This window comes from Hyphococcus sp. (assembly GCF_965267305.1).
GTDB lineage: Bacteria > Pseudomonadota > Alphaproteobacteria > Caulobacterales > Parvularculaceae > Hyphococcus.
The window spans coordinates 4185832-4206188 of the sequence record NZ_OZ253945.1 but is presented as its reverse complement, the minus strand read 5'-3'; the positions used below and the strand labels follow the sequence as shown (position 1 = coordinate 4206188).

Annotated in this window: 17 protein-coding genes; 3 read left to right on the top strand and 14 right to left on the bottom strand. The window is 57.6% G+C overall.

Translation table 11 applies throughout. The annotated features are described in order from the left end of the window. Window positions 1–71 precede the first annotated feature (71 nt). Window positions 72–1076: a hypothetical protein gene (locus ACQY5P_RS20395; protein ID WP_428408716.1), complete on the top strand. Its 1005-nt coding sequence runs from the start codon at window positions 72–74 to the stop codon at window positions 1074–1076. A 42-nt stretch (window positions 1077–1118) separates the two neighbouring features. On the opposite strand, the gene ACQY5P_RS20390 is transcribed toward ACQY5P_RS20395, so the two are convergent. The 8 genes from ACQY5P_RS20390 to ACQY5P_RS20355 form a co-directional block, all read right to left on the bottom strand. Beyond that, on the bottom strand, window positions 1119–2432 hold the full coding sequence (locus ACQY5P_RS20390) for an alpha/beta hydrolase (protein WP_428408715.1): 1314 nt from the start codon (window positions 2430–2432) through the stop codon (window positions 1119–1121). After that, the gene (locus ACQY5P_RS20385; RefSeq protein ID WP_428408714.1) at window positions 2429–3895 is read right to left on the bottom strand and encodes an MmgE/PrpD family protein; all 1467 of its coding nucleotides are present in this window, start codon (window positions 3893–3895) and stop codon (window positions 2429–2431) included. The genes ACQY5P_RS20390 and ACQY5P_RS20385 overlap by 4 nt, the downstream gene beginning before the upstream one ends. Before the next feature lie 523 nt (window positions 3896–4418). Further along, window positions 4419–4991, bottom strand: a complete 573-nt coding sequence (locus ACQY5P_RS20380) for a YqaA family protein (protein ID WP_428408713.1) — start codon at window positions 4989–4991, stop codon at window positions 4419–4421. Between the two features lie 10 nt (window positions 4992–5001). After that, window positions 5002–7500 (bottom strand): DNA ligase D, encoded by a 2499-nt coding sequence (gene ligD / locus ACQY5P_RS20375; protein WP_428408712.1) that lies wholly within the window; start codon window positions 7498–7500, stop codon window positions 5002–5004. A gap of 8 nt (window positions 7501–7508) precedes the next feature. Next, window positions 7509–8366 (bottom strand): Ku protein, encoded by an 858-nt coding sequence (locus tag ACQY5P_RS20370; protein ID WP_428408710.1) that lies wholly within the window; start codon window positions 8364–8366, stop codon window positions 7509–7511. Window positions 8367–8599: 233 nt separating this feature from the next. Beyond that, window positions 8600–9532 carry an alpha/beta fold hydrolase gene (locus ACQY5P_RS20365; protein ID WP_428408709.1) on the bottom strand — a complete coding sequence of 311 codons (933 nt, stop codon included), beginning with the start codon at window positions 9530–9532 and terminating at the stop codon, window positions 8600–8602. Between the two features lie 33 nt (window positions 9533–9565). After that, window positions 9566–10195 carry a hydrolase gene (locus tag ACQY5P_RS20360; RefSeq protein ID WP_428408708.1) on the bottom strand — a complete coding sequence of 210 codons (630 nt, stop codon included), beginning with the start codon at window positions 10193–10195 and terminating at the stop codon, window positions 9566–9568. A gap of 26 nt (window positions 10196–10221) precedes the next feature. Then, the gene (locus ACQY5P_RS20355; protein WP_428408707.1) at window positions 10222–11055 is read right to left on the bottom strand and encodes a pirin family protein; all 834 of its coding nucleotides are present in this window, start codon (window positions 11053–11055) and stop codon (window positions 10222–10224) included. Between the two features lie 151 nt (window positions 11056–11206). On the opposite strand from ACQY5P_RS20355, the gene ACQY5P_RS20350 reads away from it, so the two are divergent. Continuing rightward, complete coding sequence (locus ACQY5P_RS20350) at window positions 11207–12088, top strand: LysR family transcriptional regulator (protein ID WP_428408706.1); 882 nt, start codon at window positions 11207–11209, stop codon at window positions 12086–12088. Window positions 12089–13008: 920 nt separating this feature from the next. Here ACQY5P_RS20350 and ACQY5P_RS20345 read toward each other — a convergent pair. Genes ACQY5P_RS20345 through ACQY5P_RS20325 form a run of 5 tightly spaced genes read right to left on the bottom strand, consistent with a single transcriptional unit; the run spans window position 13009 to window position 18927 of the window. Beyond that, on the bottom strand, window positions 13009–14997 hold the full coding sequence (locus tag ACQY5P_RS20345) for a hypothetical protein (RefSeq protein ID WP_428408705.1): 1989 nt from the start codon (window positions 14995–14997) through the stop codon (window positions 13009–13011). Further along, complete coding sequence (locus ACQY5P_RS20340; RefSeq protein WP_428408704.1) at window positions 14994–15884, bottom strand: TRAFAC clade GTPase domain-containing protein; 891 nt, start codon at window positions 15882–15884, stop codon at window positions 14994–14996. The genes ACQY5P_RS20345 and ACQY5P_RS20340 overlap by 4 nt, the downstream gene beginning before the upstream one ends. Beyond that, the gene (locus tag ACQY5P_RS20335; protein WP_428408703.1) at window positions 15881–16918 is read right to left on the bottom strand and encodes a TRAFAC clade GTPase domain-containing protein; all 1038 of its coding nucleotides are present in this window, start codon (window positions 16916–16918) and stop codon (window positions 15881–15883) included. Before ACQY5P_RS20335 ends, ACQY5P_RS20340 begins: the two co-directional genes overlap by 4 nt. Beyond that, complete coding sequence (locus ACQY5P_RS20330; RefSeq protein ID WP_428408702.1) at window positions 16915–18018, bottom strand: hypothetical protein; 1104 nt, start codon at window positions 18016–18018, stop codon at window positions 16915–16917. The genes ACQY5P_RS20335 and ACQY5P_RS20330 overlap by 4 nt, the downstream gene beginning before the upstream one ends. Next, window positions 18019–18927: a hypothetical protein gene (locus tag ACQY5P_RS20325; protein ID WP_428408701.1), complete on the bottom strand. Its 909-nt coding sequence runs from the start codon at window positions 18925–18927 to the stop codon at window positions 18019–18021. Here ACQY5P_RS20325 and ACQY5P_RS20320 point away from each other — a divergent pair. Continuing rightward, window positions 18916–19679, top strand: a protein-coding gene (locus ACQY5P_RS20320; RefSeq protein WP_428408700.1) for an IS5 family transposase whose coding sequence is annotated in 2 segments (ribosomal slippage) — window positions 18916–19272 and window positions 19275–19679 — 762 coding nt in all. Because the reading frame shifts where the segments join, the coding sequence is not laid out codon by codon here. The genes ACQY5P_RS20325 and ACQY5P_RS20320 overlap by 12 nt on opposite strands. Here the strand turns inward: ACQY5P_RS20320 and ACQY5P_RS20315 are convergent. Then, window positions 19667–20167 (bottom strand): metallophosphoesterase family protein, encoded by a 501-nt coding sequence (locus tag ACQY5P_RS20315; RefSeq protein WP_428408699.1) that lies wholly within the window; start codon window positions 20165–20167, stop codon window positions 19667–19669. The genes ACQY5P_RS20320 and ACQY5P_RS20315 overlap by 13 nt on opposite strands. Between the last annotated feature and the right edge of the window lie 190 nt (window positions 20168–20357).

Sequence of the window (20357 nt, the reverse complement as noted above, 5' to 3'; positions counted from 1 at the left end):
ACGCGAGAATTTCGGATCGGAGGCATTTTTTTCCGCGGCTCGGGTCCGCAATTAAAAAGAGGAGGAACATCATGACGGGATCCAGACGACGCCTGGCCATGGCGGCAATATTAGGCCTTTTGAGCGCAGCCGGATGCGGCGAGGAAGCCGGAAGCCAGGAACCCCAAGGGCGGACGGTGCCGGAACAGTCAATGGACGCGTTGCGCGCAAAGCGCGACGCGATTCCCGATAGCAAAGGAACTGGCCCCTTCCCCGCCCTGAAAGAAGAAGACCCGGGGCTCGCCGATCATGTAATTTACCGCCCTGCCGATCTTTCCTCCGTCAGCGGACAAAAGCTCGGTCTTTATATCTGGGGCAATGGCGGCTGCAGCAGCGACGGGGCTTCTGCGCGCCTCCATCTCCTTGAGGTCGCGTCGCACGGCTATCTTGCGATTGCTGCGGGTCGAATCCGCAGCGGCCCCGGCGCAACTGCGCCGCAAATTCCATCTGGCCGAGGACCTGTCGGCGATCCGCCGCGATTGCCGGCGCCGCAAACCTATTATGAAAGTCTGATCGAAGCGATCGACTGGGCGCTCGCCGAAAACGCACGCGAGGACAGTCCCTATTATGGCCTCATTGATTCTGACGCTATCGCCGTGTCGGGACACAGCTGCGGCGGACTGCAAGCCATCCAAGCTGGCGGCGATCCGCGCGTTGCAACGGCCGTCGTCATGTATAGCGGCGTTTTCGCGGACGGCAGCAACCCTATCGAAGGCATGACCGTATCAAAAGAGCTGCTCGACGAGATCGATGGGCCGATGCTTTACATCCTCGGCGGGCCGGATGACGTCGCTTATCCAAACGGCATGGATGACTTCGCAAAGATCGATCATATCCCCGTCGCAGTCGCCAATATCGGCGTCGGTCACGGCGGCACTTTCTGGGAACCGAATGGCGGCAAGGCGGCGCAGGTCGTTGTTGACTGGCTCGACTGGATCTTGCGCGGCGATGAAGATGCGAGCGCGACGTTTACTGGGGACGATTGCCGCCTTTGCACGGATCCTGACTGGACTTTCGAAAAGAAAAAGATCGACTGAACGAATGCCGCCGTCCTGCATGTCGCAGGGCGGCGCGCCCTTTTACTCCGGCAATCCTTCGCATGCGCCGCCCCTGAAACAGGGCCGCTGCATCGGCATCGGCTGATAATCCGTAAACGTCTTTTCATCAGGTTCCGGCCAGGCGCCGGTTTGAATGCGCTCGGCGATCATGGCGATAGAGATCAGGAGTTCGTCCGGGGTGAAATTGCAATGCCCCGGAGCGTCGATCCACAGGCTCTTCACCATATCCTCGCCAGAGTTAGCTTGCGCCGCATCGGCGTAAACGCCCTGCAGCGCCGGGGACGTCATCCCGTCTCCGACGCGCTGCACGGCAAGCAACGGAACGCGCGGCGCCGCAGTCGGCGTGTAATTGTCGAGCATGTACTGCACATGTTCCGCCTGCGCTGTAATTCTCTCGCCTTCATTGAGCCGCTTCAGGTCGCTCTCAAGCTCAAGGCCTGCTTCTGCGTAGAGCGCTTCGATGAATTCGCGCCGCCCCGTCCTGTCGAGCTGCGCGGCGTAGTCGACGCTGTCGTTCCAGGAAAAAACGCCGCCGGCGCGTTTTTCCTGGTCGGTGCGTGGCAGAAAGACGCCCATGGGCAGCGCGTGCGCCATCTGCTCCTCCTGCGCCCAGATATCATCATCGGCGGGCTTCGGAGATTTCGCGTCGGTCCAGCCGGGCAGCCCTGCGAGCACGGCTGCGAGCGCGACCCGCGCCCGCCCCTCCCTCGTCTCACGCGCAGAAGCAAGCACCGCCTGAACCCGGCGCAGATTTTCAAGGTCATCATCGACATCAACGAGATGAATATCCGACTGCGGCGCGACAAGGATCTTGAACGCGTAGGCGCCGTCGAGCGCCATGTTCATCATGCCGACGGCGCCGCCCATGGAGCTGCATAGGGAAAGGCCGCCATCAAGGCCAGACTCTTCATCCTCGGCGAGCGCCGTCGTCACGAGCCCGCCCATGGACATGCCCCAGCCGATCACCGTTTCGGGCGCCGAAAACTTTTCTGAAAACGCGTCGATGGTCGCCGCCTGATCGGGAACGGCGTCCTCAAGCGCCCAGCCGCCGGAGGCATAAGAAGAGCCGGCAAGCGCATATCCTTTCGCAAGCAGCGCGTCAGCGACCGATGACGGCGCATATTCCGCCGCTCTCAAGGTCGGATTGTAGCCATGACTCCAGAGCAGGAGCACGCCGTTCCAGTCAGACGGTACAGCGGCCGCCCACTCGGCGCCGCTATCGAGCACGCCGGCCGCGTGGTCCACGATTTCCTGTTCTTGGGCGCTGACGCAGGCCGGCGCCGCCATGATCGCCGCCGCAGCCAGCAATAGCCGTCTCGACATGTTCGTTTTCATATTTTCATGCCCTCAATATGCTTTTGACTTTTATGGCCATTCAGGCCGCGAAAGACCGACGCAAATAACGCGCCCGCATCAGCGCTGCTTTCGATATCGATGATTTCCCGCGCGAGCGTCGCGGCGGCTTCAGCATTGAGCGGCGATGCACAAGACGCGCACTCAATAAACTTAGCAACAAGCTCATCCTCTGACATAGGATTAGCGTGATGTCCCTTTGGCGTATGGGTTTCCGCTTCGAACACTGCGCCATTCCTTAGCGTCACGCGTAAAGCACCGGAGGATGCGTTATTGCGGCCCCAGTCAGCGCGCTTTTCAGGGTGAACGAGCGCCGCAATAGCGAGCACCGCCTCATCGGCAAGCGAGATTTCGTCGAAATCCAGGAGCGAAACGCGGTCTCTCGTAAAGGCGAGGCCCAGCGTGAACGGAATGCTGAACTTGGCGCCGATGAAAGTCGACGGCGCCCGTTTGGCGTAGAGCGGCGCAATCAGCATCTCCTGCACTGCGCCAACCGGGGCGTCGATGCGTACGATATCGCGCCAATGAAATCGGTGCGCCAATTTCAGGTTCATCGCGAGTTCGATATAAGCATGCGTCCCGCGGCAGGACGGCCACGGTTTGAAGCTGATTTCTTCGATCAGAAAGTGTTCGCCAACGCCATCGGTCAACATATCAGCATCGTAGCGACCGTCTGCATAGAGCTGGAAAAAGCCCGCGTCTCCTTCTAGCGGGCGCTCGAATCCGCGGACACCGTCCGCCGCAAGCAGGACAGACGTCACCGCGGCGCGCGCGCCGAACGCCTCCCTTACTGCGCGGACATGACTGCCGGCGCTGTGCTTTATTTCTCCAGGCGCCGTCGTCTGGCACAGGGTCAACGATAGCGCATCGCGCAACTGTTCAGGCGTGAGCCGCGCAATGCGTCCGGCCGCAACCGTCGCGCCGAAGGCGCCGAAAATCGGCGGCGGATACCAGCCATTCACCTCCAACGGCTGCTGAACTGACAGTGCAAGCCGGCATGCCGCTTCGCAGCCGAGCGCGACGGCCGCGAGAAACTCTGCGCCGGTAACCCCACCCACAGCCTGCGCCATTGCAATCGCCGCGGGGATCGCCGCGGCGTTCGGATGGCAGGGCGCGCGTTCAAAGACGTCTTCATAGTCGAGCGCATGGGCGAGCGCGCCATTGGCGAACGCCGCCATTGCAGGCGAGGCTTCGCCGCCGCCAAAGAGCGAGCATGATCCCGCATCGCTGCGCGCCAACTTCAGAAAGGCCTGCGTCTCCGGCGACAGGGCAGCGGCGGCGGCAATAGTTCCTGTCGCGTCGAGGATCGCCAGCGCAGCGGCGCGACGTGTCTTTTCCGGCAGGGTGGATGCGTCAACATCGCAGAGACGACGGCAAAATACATCGGAGAGCCCCTGCGCCTCGGCGTTTTGGGCGCCCACGTCGAATGTTGGTTCGTGCTTCATGAGCAGCCGCTAATTATCTTGAAGCCGACGCGTATTGCGCGCTCCGATGTGAGAACGCGCGTGCCGGGCAGCCCTTCATTGTCGAGCGTGTTGCGCAAGGCGGGGCTATGTAGCGCGAATCGCGCCCTGACCTCCGCTTTGTCGCCTTCATGATCCGGCTTTCCCTATTGGCTTCAACGGGGCGTTGTAACAGTTTAAGATCAAGTTTGAAAGCGCTTACATTTTCTCATGGCTACGGCTTTAATTCCAGCGATCGCGAGCGTGACGAAGGCGATTGGCCTTGATCCGCATCAAAAATGGCCGCGCGCTATGTTTCCGCCCAGCTTGTCATCTCCAAACGTGTCGGTCTGGATAACGAAGCCGCCGCGGCGTTCCGTGCGCTTCTGGAAATTTGAATTTGCGCCGCAGCAAAGAAACTAGCGCCGAACTCTCTGGCGCCGATCATAATAATTGTGGGTGCAGACATGTGAAGCGAACAGTCTCCCTGCGCTTCCTTGTCCCCTGATCATGACTAACCGTAATTCTAACTTCGCCAGAATATCCACGCCCCCAGCACGACGAAAAGCACGATGCCCGCGATAAAGATGGCGCGTTCATGGCGCTCGATGAAATCCCGCGCCCGGGAGCCGATCAGCATCACAAGGCCCGCAAGCGCCATGTAGCGGAGACCTCGAGAGAGTGAGACCGCAGCGAGGAAGACCGGCAATGAAACCCCGACGGCGCCGGCCGCCGCCGTTCCCACCTGAAACGGAAACGGTGTGACTCCGACCAGAAACAGCGAGGTGAAGGCGTTTTCCTCGAGATCCGCGCTCGCTTGCTCGTAATCCTGCTCAACCTCCAGAAACCGGAACAAAGGCTCGGCCACCGGCTCCAGCAAAAATGCGCCGGCGCCGTACAGAAGCAAGCCGCCCAAAACATTCCCGGCCAGCAGCCACAGGGCGATCAGCCAAGCCCGGCCATGGCGCGCCGCCATCATGGGAATGAACAAAGGCTCCATCGGAAAAACAACGAATGATCCTTCAAGGAAGCCGAGAACGCCGGCCGCAGGCCCCGTCCATTTCTTCTCTTCGGAAAGCGATCTCAGAAAGCCTGACACCCTGCGAGCCCTATTTAACGAAGTCGAGCACGCTGCCGGTGATGGACTGGCGCAGATCGTCATAACCTTTCCAGGGATCGGATTTGAGATGCGCCAGCCGCGCGCCGATGTTGTCGAGCGTATAGGCGTTTGCAGCCTCGACCTTCGCAAGTTCCCGCCATGAAACGGGCGTCGCTACGGGCGCGCCGGGACGGGCGCGCAGGGAGTAAGGCGCCACCGCCGTCGCCCCGCGTTCATTGCGCAGCCAGTCGATGAAGATTTTGCCCTTTCGCGCCGACTTGGACGCCTTGGCGATGTAACGCTCCGGCGACGCGTCGGCGAGTTTCTGCGCAAGGCCCTTGGCGAATGTCTTCACATCCGGCCAGTCGCGGCGCCGCTCCACCGGCGCAATGACATGAACGCCCTTGCCCCCGGTCAGCAGGACGAAGGATTCGAGGCCCGCCGCTTTCAGAACGTCGCGCAGTTCGAGCGCGGCGTCCTTCACCGTTGAAAAGGAAACGCCCTCCGCCGGATCGAGATCGAACACCACCCGTTCGGGGCGCTCGATACGATCGGCGCGGGCGCCCCAGACATGAAGCTCGAGCGCCCCGATCTGCGCCGCGGCGACGAGACCCTTTACGTCATCGATCATGAGATAACGCGCCGTCTTGCCGTTCTTTTCCTCGATTTCGACTGATTTGAGCTCTTTCGGGACGGAGGCGCCGTGATGTTTCTGAAAGAAGCATTCGTCTTCGCGGCCCGCCGGACAGCGCACGAGACTCAAAGGACGGCCTTTCAGATATTTCAGCATCCGCTCGGCGTTATTGGCGTAATATTCCGCAACCTGACGCTTCGTGGCGCCCTGCCCTGGATACATGACGCGATCCGGATGCGTGAGCCGCACGCCTTTGACTTCTGTCGCCTCGCCCTTGTCATCGCGGGCCATGAGCGTCACCTCTTCTGCCGGTTTGTCCTCGCGCAGGCCCAGGAAACTCGGATGGCGCAGCCTGCCGTCGGATGTCTTTTCCGTATAGGCGATCTGCGCCACCAGTTTTGGCGTCACCCAGACAGCGCTTTGCTTCGCATCCGCCGGCGTTGTTTCATAGGGACTTGTCTTGCGTGTCAGCGGCCGCATTTTATCGCATAACTTTTCAAACGCCGCCTCGTCGAAGCCTGTCCCCACCCGGCCGCGATAGACAAGCTTGCCGCCGGCATATTCGCCAAGCAGCAGCGACGAAAACGGGCGGCCGCGCTTGTTCGACTTGCGGTAGCCTGCGATGACAAACTCGTCATTGCCGACGCATTTCGATTTAATCCACGCCGTCCCCCGCCCCGACCGGTAAGACGCGTCTTTCTTCTTCGAGATGATGCCTTCGAGATGCATGGCGCAGGCCTTGCGGATCACCTCGTCGCCTTTGCCTTCAATGTGGTCGCTGTAGAACAGCGGCGGACCTGCGGCCTCTATCAGTGGCTTTAATAGCTCTTTGCGCTTGCGCAGCGGTTCCCCGGAAATGTTATCGCCATTGAGATAAAGAAGGTCGAAAGCGTAATATCGCAGATCCGCCGCCTCATCCTCGCCTGCATTCTGGAGGAGACCGAACCGGCTGCGCCCCTTCTTGTCGACAGCGACAAGCTCTCCGTCGATCGCGGCGCTTTCCACGTCGAGCTCGGCAAGCGCTTCCGCGATCGTCGGATAGCGATGGGTCCAGTCCTTTTCATTCCGCGTCATCAGCCTGACCGACCCGTCCTCGATTAGCGCCTGCATGCGATAGCCGTCATATTTGAGTTCATGCAGCCATCCGTCTCCCTCGGGGGGATCGTCGCGCAAAGTCGCAAGCTGGGGCGGCGTGAATTTCAATTTAAGGGAATTCTTCCGCGCGGTTTTCCTTGTTGCAGCTTTACGCGCAGCCGTCTTTCGCGGCTTGGCGGCGTAGCTCTTTCCCTTTTTATAGCCCTCCCCTTCATCGGCGATGGTTTCCATATCGCGTTTCGTTTTAACGCTCTTGGTCCATGTCTTTGTGGGATCGCCGTCGTCGACCGCCTCGTCGTCCCGTTCCTTGACCAGCAGCCAATTTTCGCGCTTTTCGCCTTTTTTCTTTTTCATGCGGATGAGCGCGAACCCGCCTTTGAGGCGCTCTCCTTTGAGCATGAATTTGAGCGCGCCTTTTTTTAGACCCTCATGGGGGTCTTCTTTTGGCTCCCATTCTCCCCGGTCCCACAGCATCACCGTGCCGGCGCCATAGCCTTCGGGGATCACGCCTTCAAAGCCGCCGTAATCCACGGGGTGATCTTCGGTGCGCACGGCGAGGCGCTTGTCAGCAGGATCGAGGCTCGGCCCCTTGGTCACCGCCCAGCTTTTCAGGACGCCGTCGAGTTCGAGACGAAAATCATAATGCAAGCGGCGCGCATCATGCTTCTGGATGATGTATAGCGCGCCCTTGCTTTTCTTGCGCGCACCCTTCGGCTCCGGCGTCGTGCGGAAATCGCGCTTGGAGTTATATTCCTTTAAGAGATCCTGCGCGCCCGCCATGGCCGGCCTCAGCTCGCCTTTCGCTTCGCGGTGGTTTTCCTGGCGGTTTTCGTCGACTTCCGCCGCGGCGACGATTTCTTCTTGTCCTTGTAGACGCTTTTCTTGAGCGCATCCATGAGGTCGATGACATTGTCGCCGGAGGCGATTTCTTCATCGCTCGCCGCCGTTACCTTGCCTTTTTTGCGTTTCTCGTCGATCAACTCGCGCATGGCGCTCGCATATTGCGATTTGAACGCATCGGCGTCAAAGGGCGCGCTTTTACGCTCCACGAGTTCCAGCGCCAAATCCAGCATTTCTTCGTCGGGTTCGATTTCCGGGATGTGGCGGAAGATTTCATCGCTTTCGCGGATTTCCTCCGCATAGCGCAATGTTTCAAGCAGCAGCCCGTCGCCGCAGGGTCGGATCGCCACGATATAGTCGCGGCCGCGAACCGCCATCTGGCCTAGGCCCGTTTTGCCCGCCTCGCGCAAAGCGTCGCGGATCACCGCAAAGCCTTCCTCCGCCACTTCATTGCCTTCGGGAACCGCATAATAAGGCTTATTGAAATAACGCGGATCGATCTCGCACTGATCCACAAACTGGACAAGGTCGATGGTGTGCTTGCTTTCAATCTTCACCTCTTCGAGTTCATCCGGCTCGAGAATGACATACTCGTCCTTCGCCACTTCGAAACCCTTGACGATTTCATCCGTGTCCACCGGACCGACGCCGGGCGCCGTTTTCTGATACCGTATGCGCTTGCCGGAGGGCTTGTGGATCTGGTGCAAAAACAAACGCCCCGACGATGTCGAGGCCGAATAAAGTTCAATCCCAATAGAGACGAGGGAAAGGCGCAAATGGCCTTTCCAATACGCACGAGCCGCCATGGAAATCTCCTTCACGAGGAAACATCTTTCACGGCCCGCTGGTTCCACATCACCGAACATCGTGATTTTGAAACTACTTTCACAGACATGCCCGACGTCCTGACGTCAGCATTTCCCACCGCCACGCCTCCGGGGCGAGTGTTGTCCGCAAATCGCCGTGGCGATCGGGCGAAGACGCCCGACATCGAACCGGATGATCAGGGTCTCGTCAGCTATGTTGCTTTATGCAACAATCATTGCGATTGAGACGCGAGAAAGAACGCCCGCATCTCTTTTGCAAGAAATTCCGGCTTTTCTTCGGGCAGCAGGTGTCCCGCATCCGGTATGATCCCGCCCTGTGCGTCGTCTGTGATAAATGACATCTGCTCATGGGTCACCGGCACGCCATACTGGCCGCCCCAGGCCATCACCGGCACATTGAGCCCCTTTTCGCCGATCGCGCGAAGCTGTCTCGCGGTTTCAAATGTCGCGCGGTACCAGCCCACGCTGCCGGAGACGCCATTCTCAGCGCGCAGGCTGTCCGCATAAACTTTCCGGTCTGCTGCCGTGACGGCCTCCGGGTTCGGCGCATGCATCAAGGGCACGATCCAGTCGACGAAGGCCTGTTCCTTACCGCTGATCAGGAGTTCGGGCAGGCCCGGCGCCGTATTGAAGCCGAAATGCCAATAGCCGCCATAAGTCTCTTCGCGATAGACCGTAAACTGATCGAGATTATATCCGACTAATGGTTCATCGAGATAGGTGAGCGAGATCGTTTCGCCCGGATAGGTTCCGGCGAAAGCGAGCGCCACGAGGGCGCCCATATCATGGCCCACAATATGCGCGCGGCTCTTGCCGAAATGATTTAGAATTCCTTTGACGTCGCCAGCCATATTGACGGCGTCATATCCGCCCTCCGGCTTGTCGCTTTTCCCATAGCCGCGCATATCCGGCACAATGACAAACCAGTTGTCGGCAAGTTTTGGGGCGAGTTTTCGCCATGTATGTGCCGTTCCCATCCACCCATGCATCAGCACAACGGCTTCATTCGTCTCTGATCCGTATGTTTTTACGTTGTATTGTACGCCATTCGTCTCAATCAGACTGACATGGTCGGCGCCGGCCCCTTTTGCGTGGGCTGAGAAAAACAAACAAAGGACAATAGCGACGAATGATGATTTCAGCATCTTTAGCTCCCAAGGCAGAAAAACGTCTTTGATCTACTCACGCGGCAAGTTCGCCATGATATATTCAACAGCCCACTGAACGCCGCCGCCATGCTCAAGGATAATGGGATAGAGACGCTGATATTCCGGCGCGCTGTTATCCGGGCACCACTCGGCTGTCACGGCAAACCAGGTCATGGGCACGGCGCCGCGCTGTTCCATTCTAGCGCAGGCGCGGTCATGGGATTCAGCGCTCAGACCGCCGGACGCATCGGCGACGAAATACACCTCATAACCGGCGGCGAGAGCGGAGACTGTCGTTTGTGCAAGGCAGACCTCTGTCCACAACCCCGCCATGACGAGCTTTTTGCGCCCGGTTTTTTCGACAGCGGCGACGAAGCGTTCGTCTGACCACGCATTTGTATTATTTCGGTCTATAGGATTGCTCTCGGGAAAGACTGCCGTAAGGCCTTTGAAGAGCGGGTCTCTGAGCGGCCCAGACTCGCCGTTTATCGTTGTGAGAACCGTCGGAACGCCAAGCGCCTTTGCCGATTTCGCGAGGGCCATGACATTGTTCGTCAACACTTCCGGCGAAATTGAATTTACGGGGAAAGCGACCCAGGGTTGATGATCGATGAGACAAAGCGTCGAATTCTCAATCGTGAGTTCATTGATCGAATGCATTTTTTCGCCCTTTTTTCTTCAATCGCTCAGAATGACGGACTTAAGCGGCCCATCTCGCCGCTGGCGTAGCGTCTTTTGGCCTCATTTAAACGCGTCGAGGTCGTCATTGCGAAGGGACCGCCGAAGAGAAATTCTTGATTGAGAGGCGTCCCGCCACCGACCAGGGCGCGCACGCCTCCCTGTCCCGCCATGAGGGAAATCGAGTCTCCCGTTTGGGAAAACAGGATCGACGAGACCGGCGCAACCGCTTTGTCTTCATGCAGAACGGAACCCTCGCGGATAAAGGCCCAGGCGCTTGATCCTTCTTTGAGGTTCAGGCGGATGGCGGCGCCAGGTTCTGCCGCAACATCAACCAGAAACACATCGTGCCGGGTTTGCATAAGACCGCCGGCACAACCATTGACCTCGCCGCAAATGACCTTTCCAGTCCAGCCATCCGCATTGAGGACCGGCGTTTTCGATGCTGTCACATGAAAGGCTTCCGGCGTCGACATTTCCTCAGCTTCTGAAAGCTTCACGAATATCTGAAACCCGGTGCAAATCACGCCAGGCTCTGCGGGCGTTTCTTCGTGCATCATGCCCGACCCCGCCTGTGTCCAATGCGTGTCGCCCGGATCAATCCGCGCATGATCTCCAAGATTGTCCCGGTTGATGAAGCTGCCTTCGCTCTCCGGCGTCATATAGCTGACGGCCGAAAATCCCGCATGCGGATGTGGCGGGAAGACCGGTTCGCTCATATGAAACAGCGTTACATCCATGAACGGGTCCAAGTGGGCGTGCCTCAACCCGTACATCTCAAAACCGGGGGCGGGCTGCGCCTTTTGCAGTTCAATGATCTGGTTTGCAGTCTTCTCTTTCACCGGCGCACTCCTGGGCTTGAGGGGAAGCATGTCGTGTTTGCCTGGACCTGCGCCGTGATCGGCGTTTAGCGACGCCAGCAGCTTCTATCGAAGTTGCAATTTTCGAACAAGAAAGCAAAAATGGCATAGATGTTCCATAAACGGGCGCTTTATGTTTGATCTCAATCTCCTACGGACATTTGTCGCGGTTTCAGAATCTCGCCGGATATCAGCGGCGGCGGAGCTTTTGCGCGTGCCCAAGTCTACGGTCAGCCGCCATATCGCAAAGCTAGAAGACGACCTGAATATCCGGCTGTTCGACAGAATGAAGGACGGCTTTGATCTAACGCCTCAAGGCCAGCGTTTGTATCAACGCGTGTCATCTTCTGTACACGATCTTTCTATCGACGCGCCGCAATTCGGAAATATCGAGCGGCATGGGCGCGTCAGCATTCATTCTCCAACCGTCTATGGAGATGGGGTGCTGAAACCCCTCATTGTTGAGTATCTTGAAAGCCGGCCGGACTGCTCTGTCGATGTGGTATTTGCAGACCGGTTCGCCTTGCCGAATCTCGACGAATATGATCTCGGATTTTTCATTGGAATGTCGCCGGGACGAGATGTCGACTTATGGCCTGTAGGGTTCGCCGAAGCAAAGCTCTACGCCTCGCCGGCGCTGCTGGGCGATGACGATCCCCCGAAGACGGCGGCCGATCTGAAAAACTGGCCTTTGGCGTCTTCTGAATGCGAGCCTGGTTTGACGGGACGGCTCGCACTTTCGTCATCCAAAGGGGAAAGTGTTCTCACCGGTCCGGTGCGTCTTAGAAGTTCGAATCCGCTTTTATTGCTTGAAGCAGCGCTTGCCGGCGTCGCCATTACAAGGCTTCCGACATTTTACGCCGAAGACGCCGTCAAGATGGGCTGCCTCATTCCAATTCTTCCGAACATGTCGGTTGACAGACACGCCGTGACGATCGCCCGTTCGAAACGCAATAAAAATCCGATTGCAACCGATTTTGCCGAGTTTGCTGCGAGCGCTTTGTCGGCTGGATGAAACAATTGTTTGCGTTGCTTTCGCCGGCAACCCGCGCGACCCTCAATCAAGGCGACGCTCGCGGGGTGTGACTTTCGCATACAACCGAAACTATCATCCTCTCCGAAGCGAAAACTTGCCGTTACTCCTACAAAAATTATTTTTTTGAGCGCCAGAGAATAGCCGGCGGCCGCAGGAAGGATTGGAGGCGTCAAGAGACGCTAGAGACGCTTATGGGCTTACGCAAAGCGGATGTTTGGAGCGGGTAGCGGGCTCGAATATCGCCCAACACCCCAATGAAATCAATTACTTATCCTATCCGTGTACGGATTTTGTTACACAAAATGCATGCGTTTTGTTACACAAAACCCATCCAAAACCGGGTCTAACCGCCCCTTTCCGGCACCATATACCAACCCCACCCGGAAGTCTCAATTTCTATATCCTCAAGCCTCAACCTCCGGAGGAAAATCAATGGACCACAACCAAGGCAGGCATGCGTTTCGGGCTCTTTCTTACTAGGCCGGTGTGGCATCCCAATCAGCAATTCGGTGCTTGCCTTACTCCATCATTGAACCGGAACGAAGGCGTCGATTTCCGCTTTTAGGACCTGCAATCGCAACCGGTCGGTCAAGCTTGCCGACTCGATCAGGGGTTTCAGGAAAGAAGCCAGGTCCGAAGCGCTTGTGAAAAGTTGTCCAACATCTGCGTAATTTTCACAATGTCACCTCAGGGGCCCAAAACCGTGACCATGTTCATGTCACACGTTCATCCGGAAGAGGCTCGCATCAAGGCAGTGAACAAACGAATCTCGGGCGGGCGTTCAGCAATTATACGGGTTGCTGATTAGCTCGTGCTTGGGAGCCGACAGTAGGCAAATCGCTATGCTGGCGAATGCTTACTGCCTGCACCAAACATTTTCTGCGTCGCCGGCTGGCGACCTAGCTGCCATCTAGATGCTTCATGTAAGCTCGCCCGTTCCATGAACCGGAAATCACCCTAATGAGCTGCTGCCGACGATATCGATCGCCTGTCAGAGCAAGAAAGTCCTCCGCCGAGAAGTTCCGCTCAACCGCGACATTCGCAATCGTCCGAAGCAGTCGCCCCTCGAACGACCAATCCCACCAATCGGACGATACCAGGAACTGGGATAGCCGCGATCGCTTTTCATAGCCGATCGCGCCTGATATGAGACGCTCATATAGTGGGTCGAAAGCAACCGACAACAGTCTCGCTGCGCCCGCTGTTTTTGTTGAAAGCGCTCTTAGCACAAAAAATATGTGCACTGAATCGGTCTTCTTTTGATCGAGCCGCCCGAGCGAGCGAGACCATGCGGCCGCCCACGCATCCTCTCCAGAGGAGCTGTCGGCCGCCGGGAAACTGGGGGGTACGATTTTAGTGAATTGGTGTATGAGCTGTTTGTGCAACGGCGTAGAGCTGTTGCTTAGCTGCATGCCAATGAATTCTTCCTGTTTAGGATGGCGCCGCAACGCCTCGGCGATGAATTTCATACTGACGTCTGCAAGCTCAGCGGAGGCTGGCAATAGAGCGCGAAGCACGGTTGCCGGATCAAATGCGTTGCACACCGCATCAACGAGGTCGGTTCTTTGAGCGCTCGCGATCGCGGCCAAAATCGACTTCTTCAAGGATGCGACCTTGATCCGTTCCAAATAAACCTCTGGAGCGGGACTGATGTCGGCGCGCCAGATCTGAGGCGAAGAAAGCACGTCAGGGCGATGCTCATAGATCGCCCTTGCGACGTTTTCGCTGTCGCGCATGGCCATGAGCGCATCTTCGTTGGAAAGGTCCGCAATAATCGCGCCCGCCCGACTCTGTAGGCAGCTCGGACTACTGGGCCCGACAACAATATCCGGATCAATATCCCAATACCGCCTCGCCAGTGCTTGACAGTGTGGGCCGTCCAAAGCCGCCACTTCGTCGTCGAGATGCGGCAGGATGGCCATTAGCGCCTGGGCGTTAAGCGAAGGAGCGATGCGGATCGCTTCGCCGATGGCGGTCTTTCGCAGCAGCCGTCCCTCGCTCGCCGACAGTCTGTGCGACACGTAGTCTAATGTCTTTTCAATAGCGGCGATCTGGTCGCTCTTTTCGCGTTCAGAATAGAGATCGCACAACTCTGCGAAACGCAGTCTGCCTCCGCTGATATCTCCGCCAGCGCGCCGCAGAAAAGCACGAAACACCTTGTCCGGCGATATGAGATCATTAACGCATACGTCGAGCCAGCTGTGAGCAAGCACCAAATTCGAAGGGTCAGAGTCCGCCCGCCTCGTCAGCGGCGTTGAGAGAAACTGCACATCGAATTTGCGCTCGCTTGTAGATCGATCTTTCGCAGTCAATGAGCAAAAACTGAAGCTGCGACGCAAACGCGGCCATTGCTGACTCCACAATGCGAGCAACGTGGCCTCCGCCATGGCGTGATCGTCAACACTCAGCAGAATATTAGAGTCCGGCTCGGTATAGAGACGCCCAGCGAGCCGTCGTGCGAGTTGAACGTCAATGGCGTTATCAAGTAGGGAGCGAACCGGCTCAAAGAGAATTCGCCCATCATAAGCGAGCAAGGGATGCTGCGCGCGCGGTCTTCTGAAAAGCGCCAGCAGTTGGCGAAGGTCTTCAACCTCCGCCAAATCCGTGAATGATATCAGCAAGCAATGAGTCCAGACGCACCCTGGTCTAGGCATCTCCGGCGCTGTCCAAGTCCGGGAAAAAACGTAATACCCGTCATCAGGGAGCGGGTATCCGGTGAGATATCCGTCGTCCGGAATCGCGCTAGCGTCCGCCGATCTGTCGCTCAACTGCAAAACCGCGTGTTTGCTCCGGGAGGTTAACGTTCTTGACGCAGACAAGAGGCGATGTCCGCCGTCATAGCCAAGAATAGCCTGATCGAATTCAATGGGTTTGTGACGCGCATTCATGAAATCAGCCAGACAAGAGGCGCGGTTAAGTCATGACTGACGGACGCGCCGCTAACCAATTTAATGCGCGCGGAGGCCTTTTCCAGCTCTAGGAGACCCTTCAGATGGTCAGGGAGATTGCCGACATGGCTCTCCTCGACATACTCGCCTCCTTGTGCGCTTACGCCGTAAAATCGATAATTGAACCCATGGTCTGAACGGCGAAGATACTGATCGAGCAGCGGCATCCGACGCTTCACGAACTCGGCTGGACTCTTGGCGTCCTCAACGACGTCCCATGCCGAGACGAAGATCGCGAGTTTGTCGTTCCCAGCAGTCGGCAGGCTGTGCGCGAGCGTTTGCAGAATATCGACTATCTTAACTTGATCTGGCGAATCATCCGCTGACCACGCTTTCACGGGCCCGGTCGGCGCTGCAGTCGCGTCGCCCGCGGGAAGCGCCGCCATCATTTCAGCTTCGGTGGCTAGCATGTCCGCGAGCGGCAGGGGCGACTTCATGCTTTCAGGCCTCAAGAACAAGAGCGTTCCCGAGCGCGTTGACAGGTGATCCGCGATGGTCTGATCGCAGTCTCGCGTCGCCCAGAGCCTATCGAAGGTTTCGCCAGAATGATCCGGAAACAGAAGCTGCAATGAGACGCCAGCCTCGTGCGTCAAATCAATACCGATAGTGCGCGCCACGCCTACGGTTCGAGGCTGGCGCTTACCCTCCAACCAGCGCTTGCGAATTGTGTTCACATACTCATAATCGCCGAAGGTTAAACCGTTTAGCTTCAGCTCAGTGCTGACCTCTCCGGATTGGACGAGATGCCACAGCGCAGCCAGGAAAGTCGTTTTCCCCGAACTGGGCAAGCCGCATACGACAAGAGAAGAACTCGCGCCGCCTGTCATGATGGCGCTCCACATCGAACCATATCAAAGGCGCGTGCTCCGTGCGGAAGAGCCGTCGGCACATAAGGCGCCGCCGAAAGCGAGCCGCCGAACCAGCTGGAGATAAGGCCTTCCACGCCATATCCCTTCGGGTGCGCTTCGTTCTTCGGACGTGCGGCGATCTTATGGGCGTCTGTCGCCGCAAAGATCGCATTTAGGTTTCGTACGCGCTCAAGGAGGGCGTTAAACTCTTTGTGGATTCGGGCGCTCTCGTGATTAACGTCGACTTGGTCGAGCTTCGTGAGAATAAGATTCACGCGAACTACGCTCGGCAGGCACTTAGATAGCGCGAGCGTTTGCAGGAGTTGATGACACTCGCTTGCAGCCGCTGCGCGCCGCGCCGGATCGCAAAGGCGTTCTCCGTCAATAAGGACATTGAGGATGTCCGCGCGCATGAGCTCAAGGCAGTTCTTTGCCCGTTCTGGCGTGTCCATGACCTCGCGGTACGTTTCTCCCCAGCGGTCCGCAAGCAGCAAATCGAGAGGGTTTCCGTCCCGAAGCGCGAGTCTCAAATGAAAAAATGACGGATCTTCGGAGAACTCGGTCCTCGGCTCCGAAAGGTCGGGCGCTTTGGACGTCGCGCGCACGCGATGACAAATTTTCTCGAACGCCATGAGCGTATCCGAGCCGGCGAACTCCAACGAATCATATTTTCCGTATTGTAGGGCGTCGTAAATTTCCGCAATGAGGCAAGTCTTACCTGCCTCGGCCGACCCAGCGAAAGCGATGATCGGTGCCTTGCGGCATTTCATTAGCCGAGACGCCGCTGCAACGGAAAGGCTTGACTCGCCGCCGATATGAAAAAGCGCGGGCTCGATCGACTCGGGGTGCTCCTCGACATCGGTTTGCGGTTGATCGTCCTCTTCCGTCACAGCCTGATCGATCGATTTAAGGTGTGGACATTCGGACAGCTCGTTTCCTTCTACGCACCGGCCCGATTCGGCGTACTTGCATGAAGCGTTTGTACATACGAAAATTGAAGTCGCGTCGCTCATTGAACGGATCCGAATGCGTCGAGGACGAGACGCTCTTGATAGAAGAGGTGCGTGATATCGAGAGCGCTGCGTTGGCTGGATCCATCGATCTTTGTTATGGCCTCCCAATGCGCCGACCATGCATTGGACTCTGGAGACTGAAGGCGCTGAGCGATCCCGAAGTGTAAGGGAGTACGAGTTGTTGCATCAGCAATGCTGATCTTGCGTAGCCACGCGACATCACATGCATTGATTGCATCGGCGATGGATAGTTTTAGAGCGGCGCTCAGCCCGGCTTTTAACAATAGCCCATGAATCGCTGCGGGCGCAGGTTCGAATTGCGTTCGGTTCGCCGCCTCAACAGCTGCCAGCAAGCAACTGTCTGCGGCGTTCATTTCGGAGAACATTTTTCCGGTCGTCTCCGACTGTCCATTCGACGCCCACCACAGAAGGTCCAGCTCTTCGTCTTGAACTTCCAGCAGAGCCATCAGCGCCGTGCGTTCGTTGCGGGCTTGCCGCGCGATCGCTCCAATCGTTTTGGCGGTCTTGGCCGCCACCTTTCCCATGACAGTTCTGAATTGATCAAGTGCGGCTGGATTGACGTCGTCTGCTATGCAGTCGGCGAAATCCAACGGCGGAACGTAGGACTTGGGCTCATCAGGCAAGGGCGAGCGCTCTCGGACAAGACGCCCTTGCAGACGCATGGCGGATTCTGCGCGAGAAAGTAGGTCGGTTTTCGACTGCGCTGAAACTGCGCCGCCCGCAAGCGCTGAATATATGAGCGTCGCCGTCCAGCCGGCCAATTCATCCTGTGTTTGCTTATCGAGAACGACTGCAAGAACAATTTCAGCGAGCAATGTCAGTTCTTCAGTGTTGCCCTGTTGTAGAAAATTCGGGTCCGTCTCAGTGAAAGGCGCCCGCAACAGTTCCCCGCCCTCAGATTCCACTGCCCCCGGGCGGCGCAAAAACACGTCCACCAATTTTCCGCATCCTTTGTAATCGATGCCCTCTAGGAGCTTCGCTACGCCGGCCCAACGGTTTTTAATTCGACTAGGATCCTCGCCCAAATCTACCTGTGAGTACCAGAGCGCGAAATCTCGGTGTTGCGGCATGGTTGTCATCTAGCAGGCCTCTTTTTCTGCAATCGCGGCCTCAAGCTCTTTGAGGCGGTTTTGCTGCGAAAGCTCCACAAGAGCCTTCCGATACGTCATGATTTCTTGTGCGTTCGCCTCGGCGGAAACCGTAACGCCAAGGTTTGTGAGTATGATCCGCCGCTGGCGAGCTGAAAGTTCCCAAAAACGATAAATCAGATCGCGGATGTTCGGCGCCGCGAGCGTCGGCGCTTCTTCATCTTTTTCCTCTTTTGCGCCCAAAGTTCCCTCTCCCGTTGTTAGAGCGTCGGCGCCCGGACCGGAGTCGTGATTGTTGTCGCCATGGATCTGAATATTATGGCAGAACCGAGGTTCGGAGGTCGCGATGTCGATTTTCGGGATGAAGCCGTTGGGATTTGATTGCCAACGGAACTGCCGCACGATAATTTCCACGTCGCGCTTTCCCTCCCCGTCGAGCGGCGTGATTTCGATGAAGTTATAGGCGGGCTCCCATCCTTTCTCATGGCGTTCGGGATTTACAGATCCTGCCGAAAAAACGATGGGTCCGTTTGCATGCCGGTCCACTCTTTGAACATGCCTGTGCCCGAACATGACAATGTTGGGCGCGCCTAACAGGCGCATCTCAATATCATCATGATCGGACATCCATCCTGGCGGGTGATGCGCCATCACCAAATTCACGGCGCCCGGATCCTTCGATACGTTGAGTTGCAAGGGACTGACGTAGAGTTCTCCTTGTTTGTCATCTTGGTTGACGCCGGAAATTATCGTGGAATTGAGGCCGTGGAGAATAACGACAGTTCTGCTGTCGATTCGCAGCGTGTGTTTCCATCTAGGGTCTGGACCCATAAAATGATTTGCGGGATTTGCGAAGCGTGATTCAACGGCTCCGACAGGAGAGTGTTGATGAGCAATCATTTTTTCTGGCTGACGAAGGAACAGTTCGCAAAGATCAAGCCGCATCTGCCGACGGATACGCGCGGCGTCGCGCGGGTTGATGACCGGCGGGTGATCTCCGGGATTGTGCATGTTTTGAAATCCGGCGGGCGCTGGCCGGATGCGCCGCGCGATCAGTATGGGCCGCACAAGACGCTCTACAACCGCTTTGTGCGCTGGGCCGAGAAAGGCGTGTGGGGCGATCTGTTTCAGGCGCTGGCGCAAGCCGGCGGTCCGCCGGCGCAGGTTTTGATCGACTCAACGGCGGTTCGCGCGCACCGCTCGGCGGCTGGCGGCAAAGGGGGGAGAAAAACCAGGCGGTCGGTCGCTCGCGCGGCGGGCGCACGACAAAAATCCATGCGTTAACGGATCAATTGTGCAGGCCGATCGCTTTCATCCTCACTGGCGGGCATGTTCCCGACTGCATCGCGGCCGAAACCCTGCTGCCCATGGCGCCTGCCGAAACGGTCGTCCTTCACGGCGACAAAGGTTATGACAGCGACAAGCTCCGCCGCCAAATCGAAGCGCAAGGCGCCGCGCCGAACATCCCGCCGAAATCGAACCGCCGATACAAACCCGGCTTCTCGCCCGCGCTCTACAAGAACCGCAACGCGGTCGAGCGCTCCTTCTGCCGCCTCAAGGACTTCCGGCGCATCGCCACCCGCTACGACAAGCTCGCACGGAACTTCCTCGCCGCCGTTCAGCTCACAGCCACCATCTGCTACTGGTTATGAGTCTGGACCCTAAGTCGACCCGGGTAGGTTTGGCAGTCGTATTTCGCAGCGAAGAAATTGTACTCAGCTATCGCGGCGAACAGATGCTTAGCGCTATCCTTAAGCGCGAGCTGCGCCTTGAGTTCCGCTTCGCGCGCATCATTGTCGCCCGCTAGAGAAATGGCTCGAACGGCGTTCCGCGCGTTGCCGGCCTTTTTATAGATTGAGCGATCTACGTCGTGATTGCCTGGAACTACGTAGATGCGGCGCTTGTTGCATCCGACGGCCACCGCCAGCGTTTCAAGCCACTTAGTCGCCGCGTTATACTCCGCCGCGATTCCTTTGAAGGCTATGTCGCCGGTTACAAGTATTGCGTCCACATCGCCCAGGTCGGGAATTTGGGCGGCGGCGTGGGCGACGAGTTCATTCCGGAAGTAAAGCTCCGGGTCTTCGTCAGTATGACAGAGAGGATCTTTGAAATGAATGTCAGATATATGCAAAAGCAACAATTCGCTCTCCACTATTTCACGAATATGCCTGTCACTGGACTATTTAAGGGTAAGGGTCGATTCGCTCCAGATAAAATCTGATGCGGCGTTGATTTTATGGTGTTTTTCCGTTCGACGACAGAATTGGGGTGGCTCGGCGACGCGCTTCGCCTCAAGTCTCGCAGTGACACTTGATCCGAGCCCACATAGA

Bases quoted from the DNA above. Each gene is read 5' to 3' on its own strand.
- ACQY5P_RS20325 (WP_428408701.1), bottom strand. From the start codon at position 18,927: ATGATTGCTCATCAACACTCTCCTGTCGGAGCCGTTGAATCACGCTTC.
- ACQY5P_RS20330 (WP_428408702.1), bottom strand. From the start codon at position 18,018: ATGACAACCATGCCGCAACACCGAGATTTCGCGCTCTGGTACTCACAG.
- ACQY5P_RS20335 (WP_428408703.1), bottom strand. From the start codon at position 16,918: ATGAGCGACGCGACTTCAATTTTCGTATGTACAAACGCTTCATGCAAG.
- ACQY5P_RS20360 (WP_428408708.1), bottom strand. From the start codon at position 10,195: ATGCATTCGATCAATGAACTCACGATTGAGAATTCGACGCTTTGTCTC.
- ACQY5P_RS20385 (WP_428408714.1), bottom strand. From the start codon at position 3,895: ATGAAGCACGAACCAACATTCGACGTGGGCGCCCAAAACGCCGAGGCG.
- ACQY5P_RS20370 (WP_428408710.1), bottom strand. From the start codon at position 8,366: ATGGCGGCTCGTGCGTATTGGAAAGGCCATTTGCGCCTTTCCCTCGTC.
- ACQY5P_RS20350 (WP_428408706.1), top strand. From the start codon at position 11,207: ATGTTTGATCTCAATCTCCTACGGACATTTGTCGCGGTTTCAGAATCT.
- ACQY5P_RS20365 (WP_428408709.1), bottom strand. From the start codon at position 9,532: ATGCTGAAATCATCATTCGTCGCTATTGTCCTTTGTTTGTTTTTCTCA.
- ACQY5P_RS20340 (WP_428408704.1), bottom strand. From the start codon at position 15,884: ATGACAGGCGGCGCGAGTTCTTCTCTTGTCGTATGCGGCTTGCCCAGT.
- ACQY5P_RS20395 (WP_428408716.1), top strand. From the start codon at position 72: ATGACGGGATCCAGACGACGCCTGGCCATGGCGGCAATATTAGGCCTT.
- ACQY5P_RS20390 (WP_428408715.1), bottom strand. From the start codon at position 2,432: ATGAAAACGAACATGTCGAGACGGCTATTGCTGGCTGCGGCGGCGATC.
- ligD (WP_428408712.1), bottom strand. From the start codon at position 7,500: ATGGCGGGCGCGCAGGATCTCTTAAAGGAATATAACTCCAAGCGCGAT.
- ACQY5P_RS20345 (WP_428408705.1), bottom strand. From the start codon at position 14,997: ATGAATGCGCGTCACAAACCCATTGAATTCGATCAGGCTATTCTTGGC.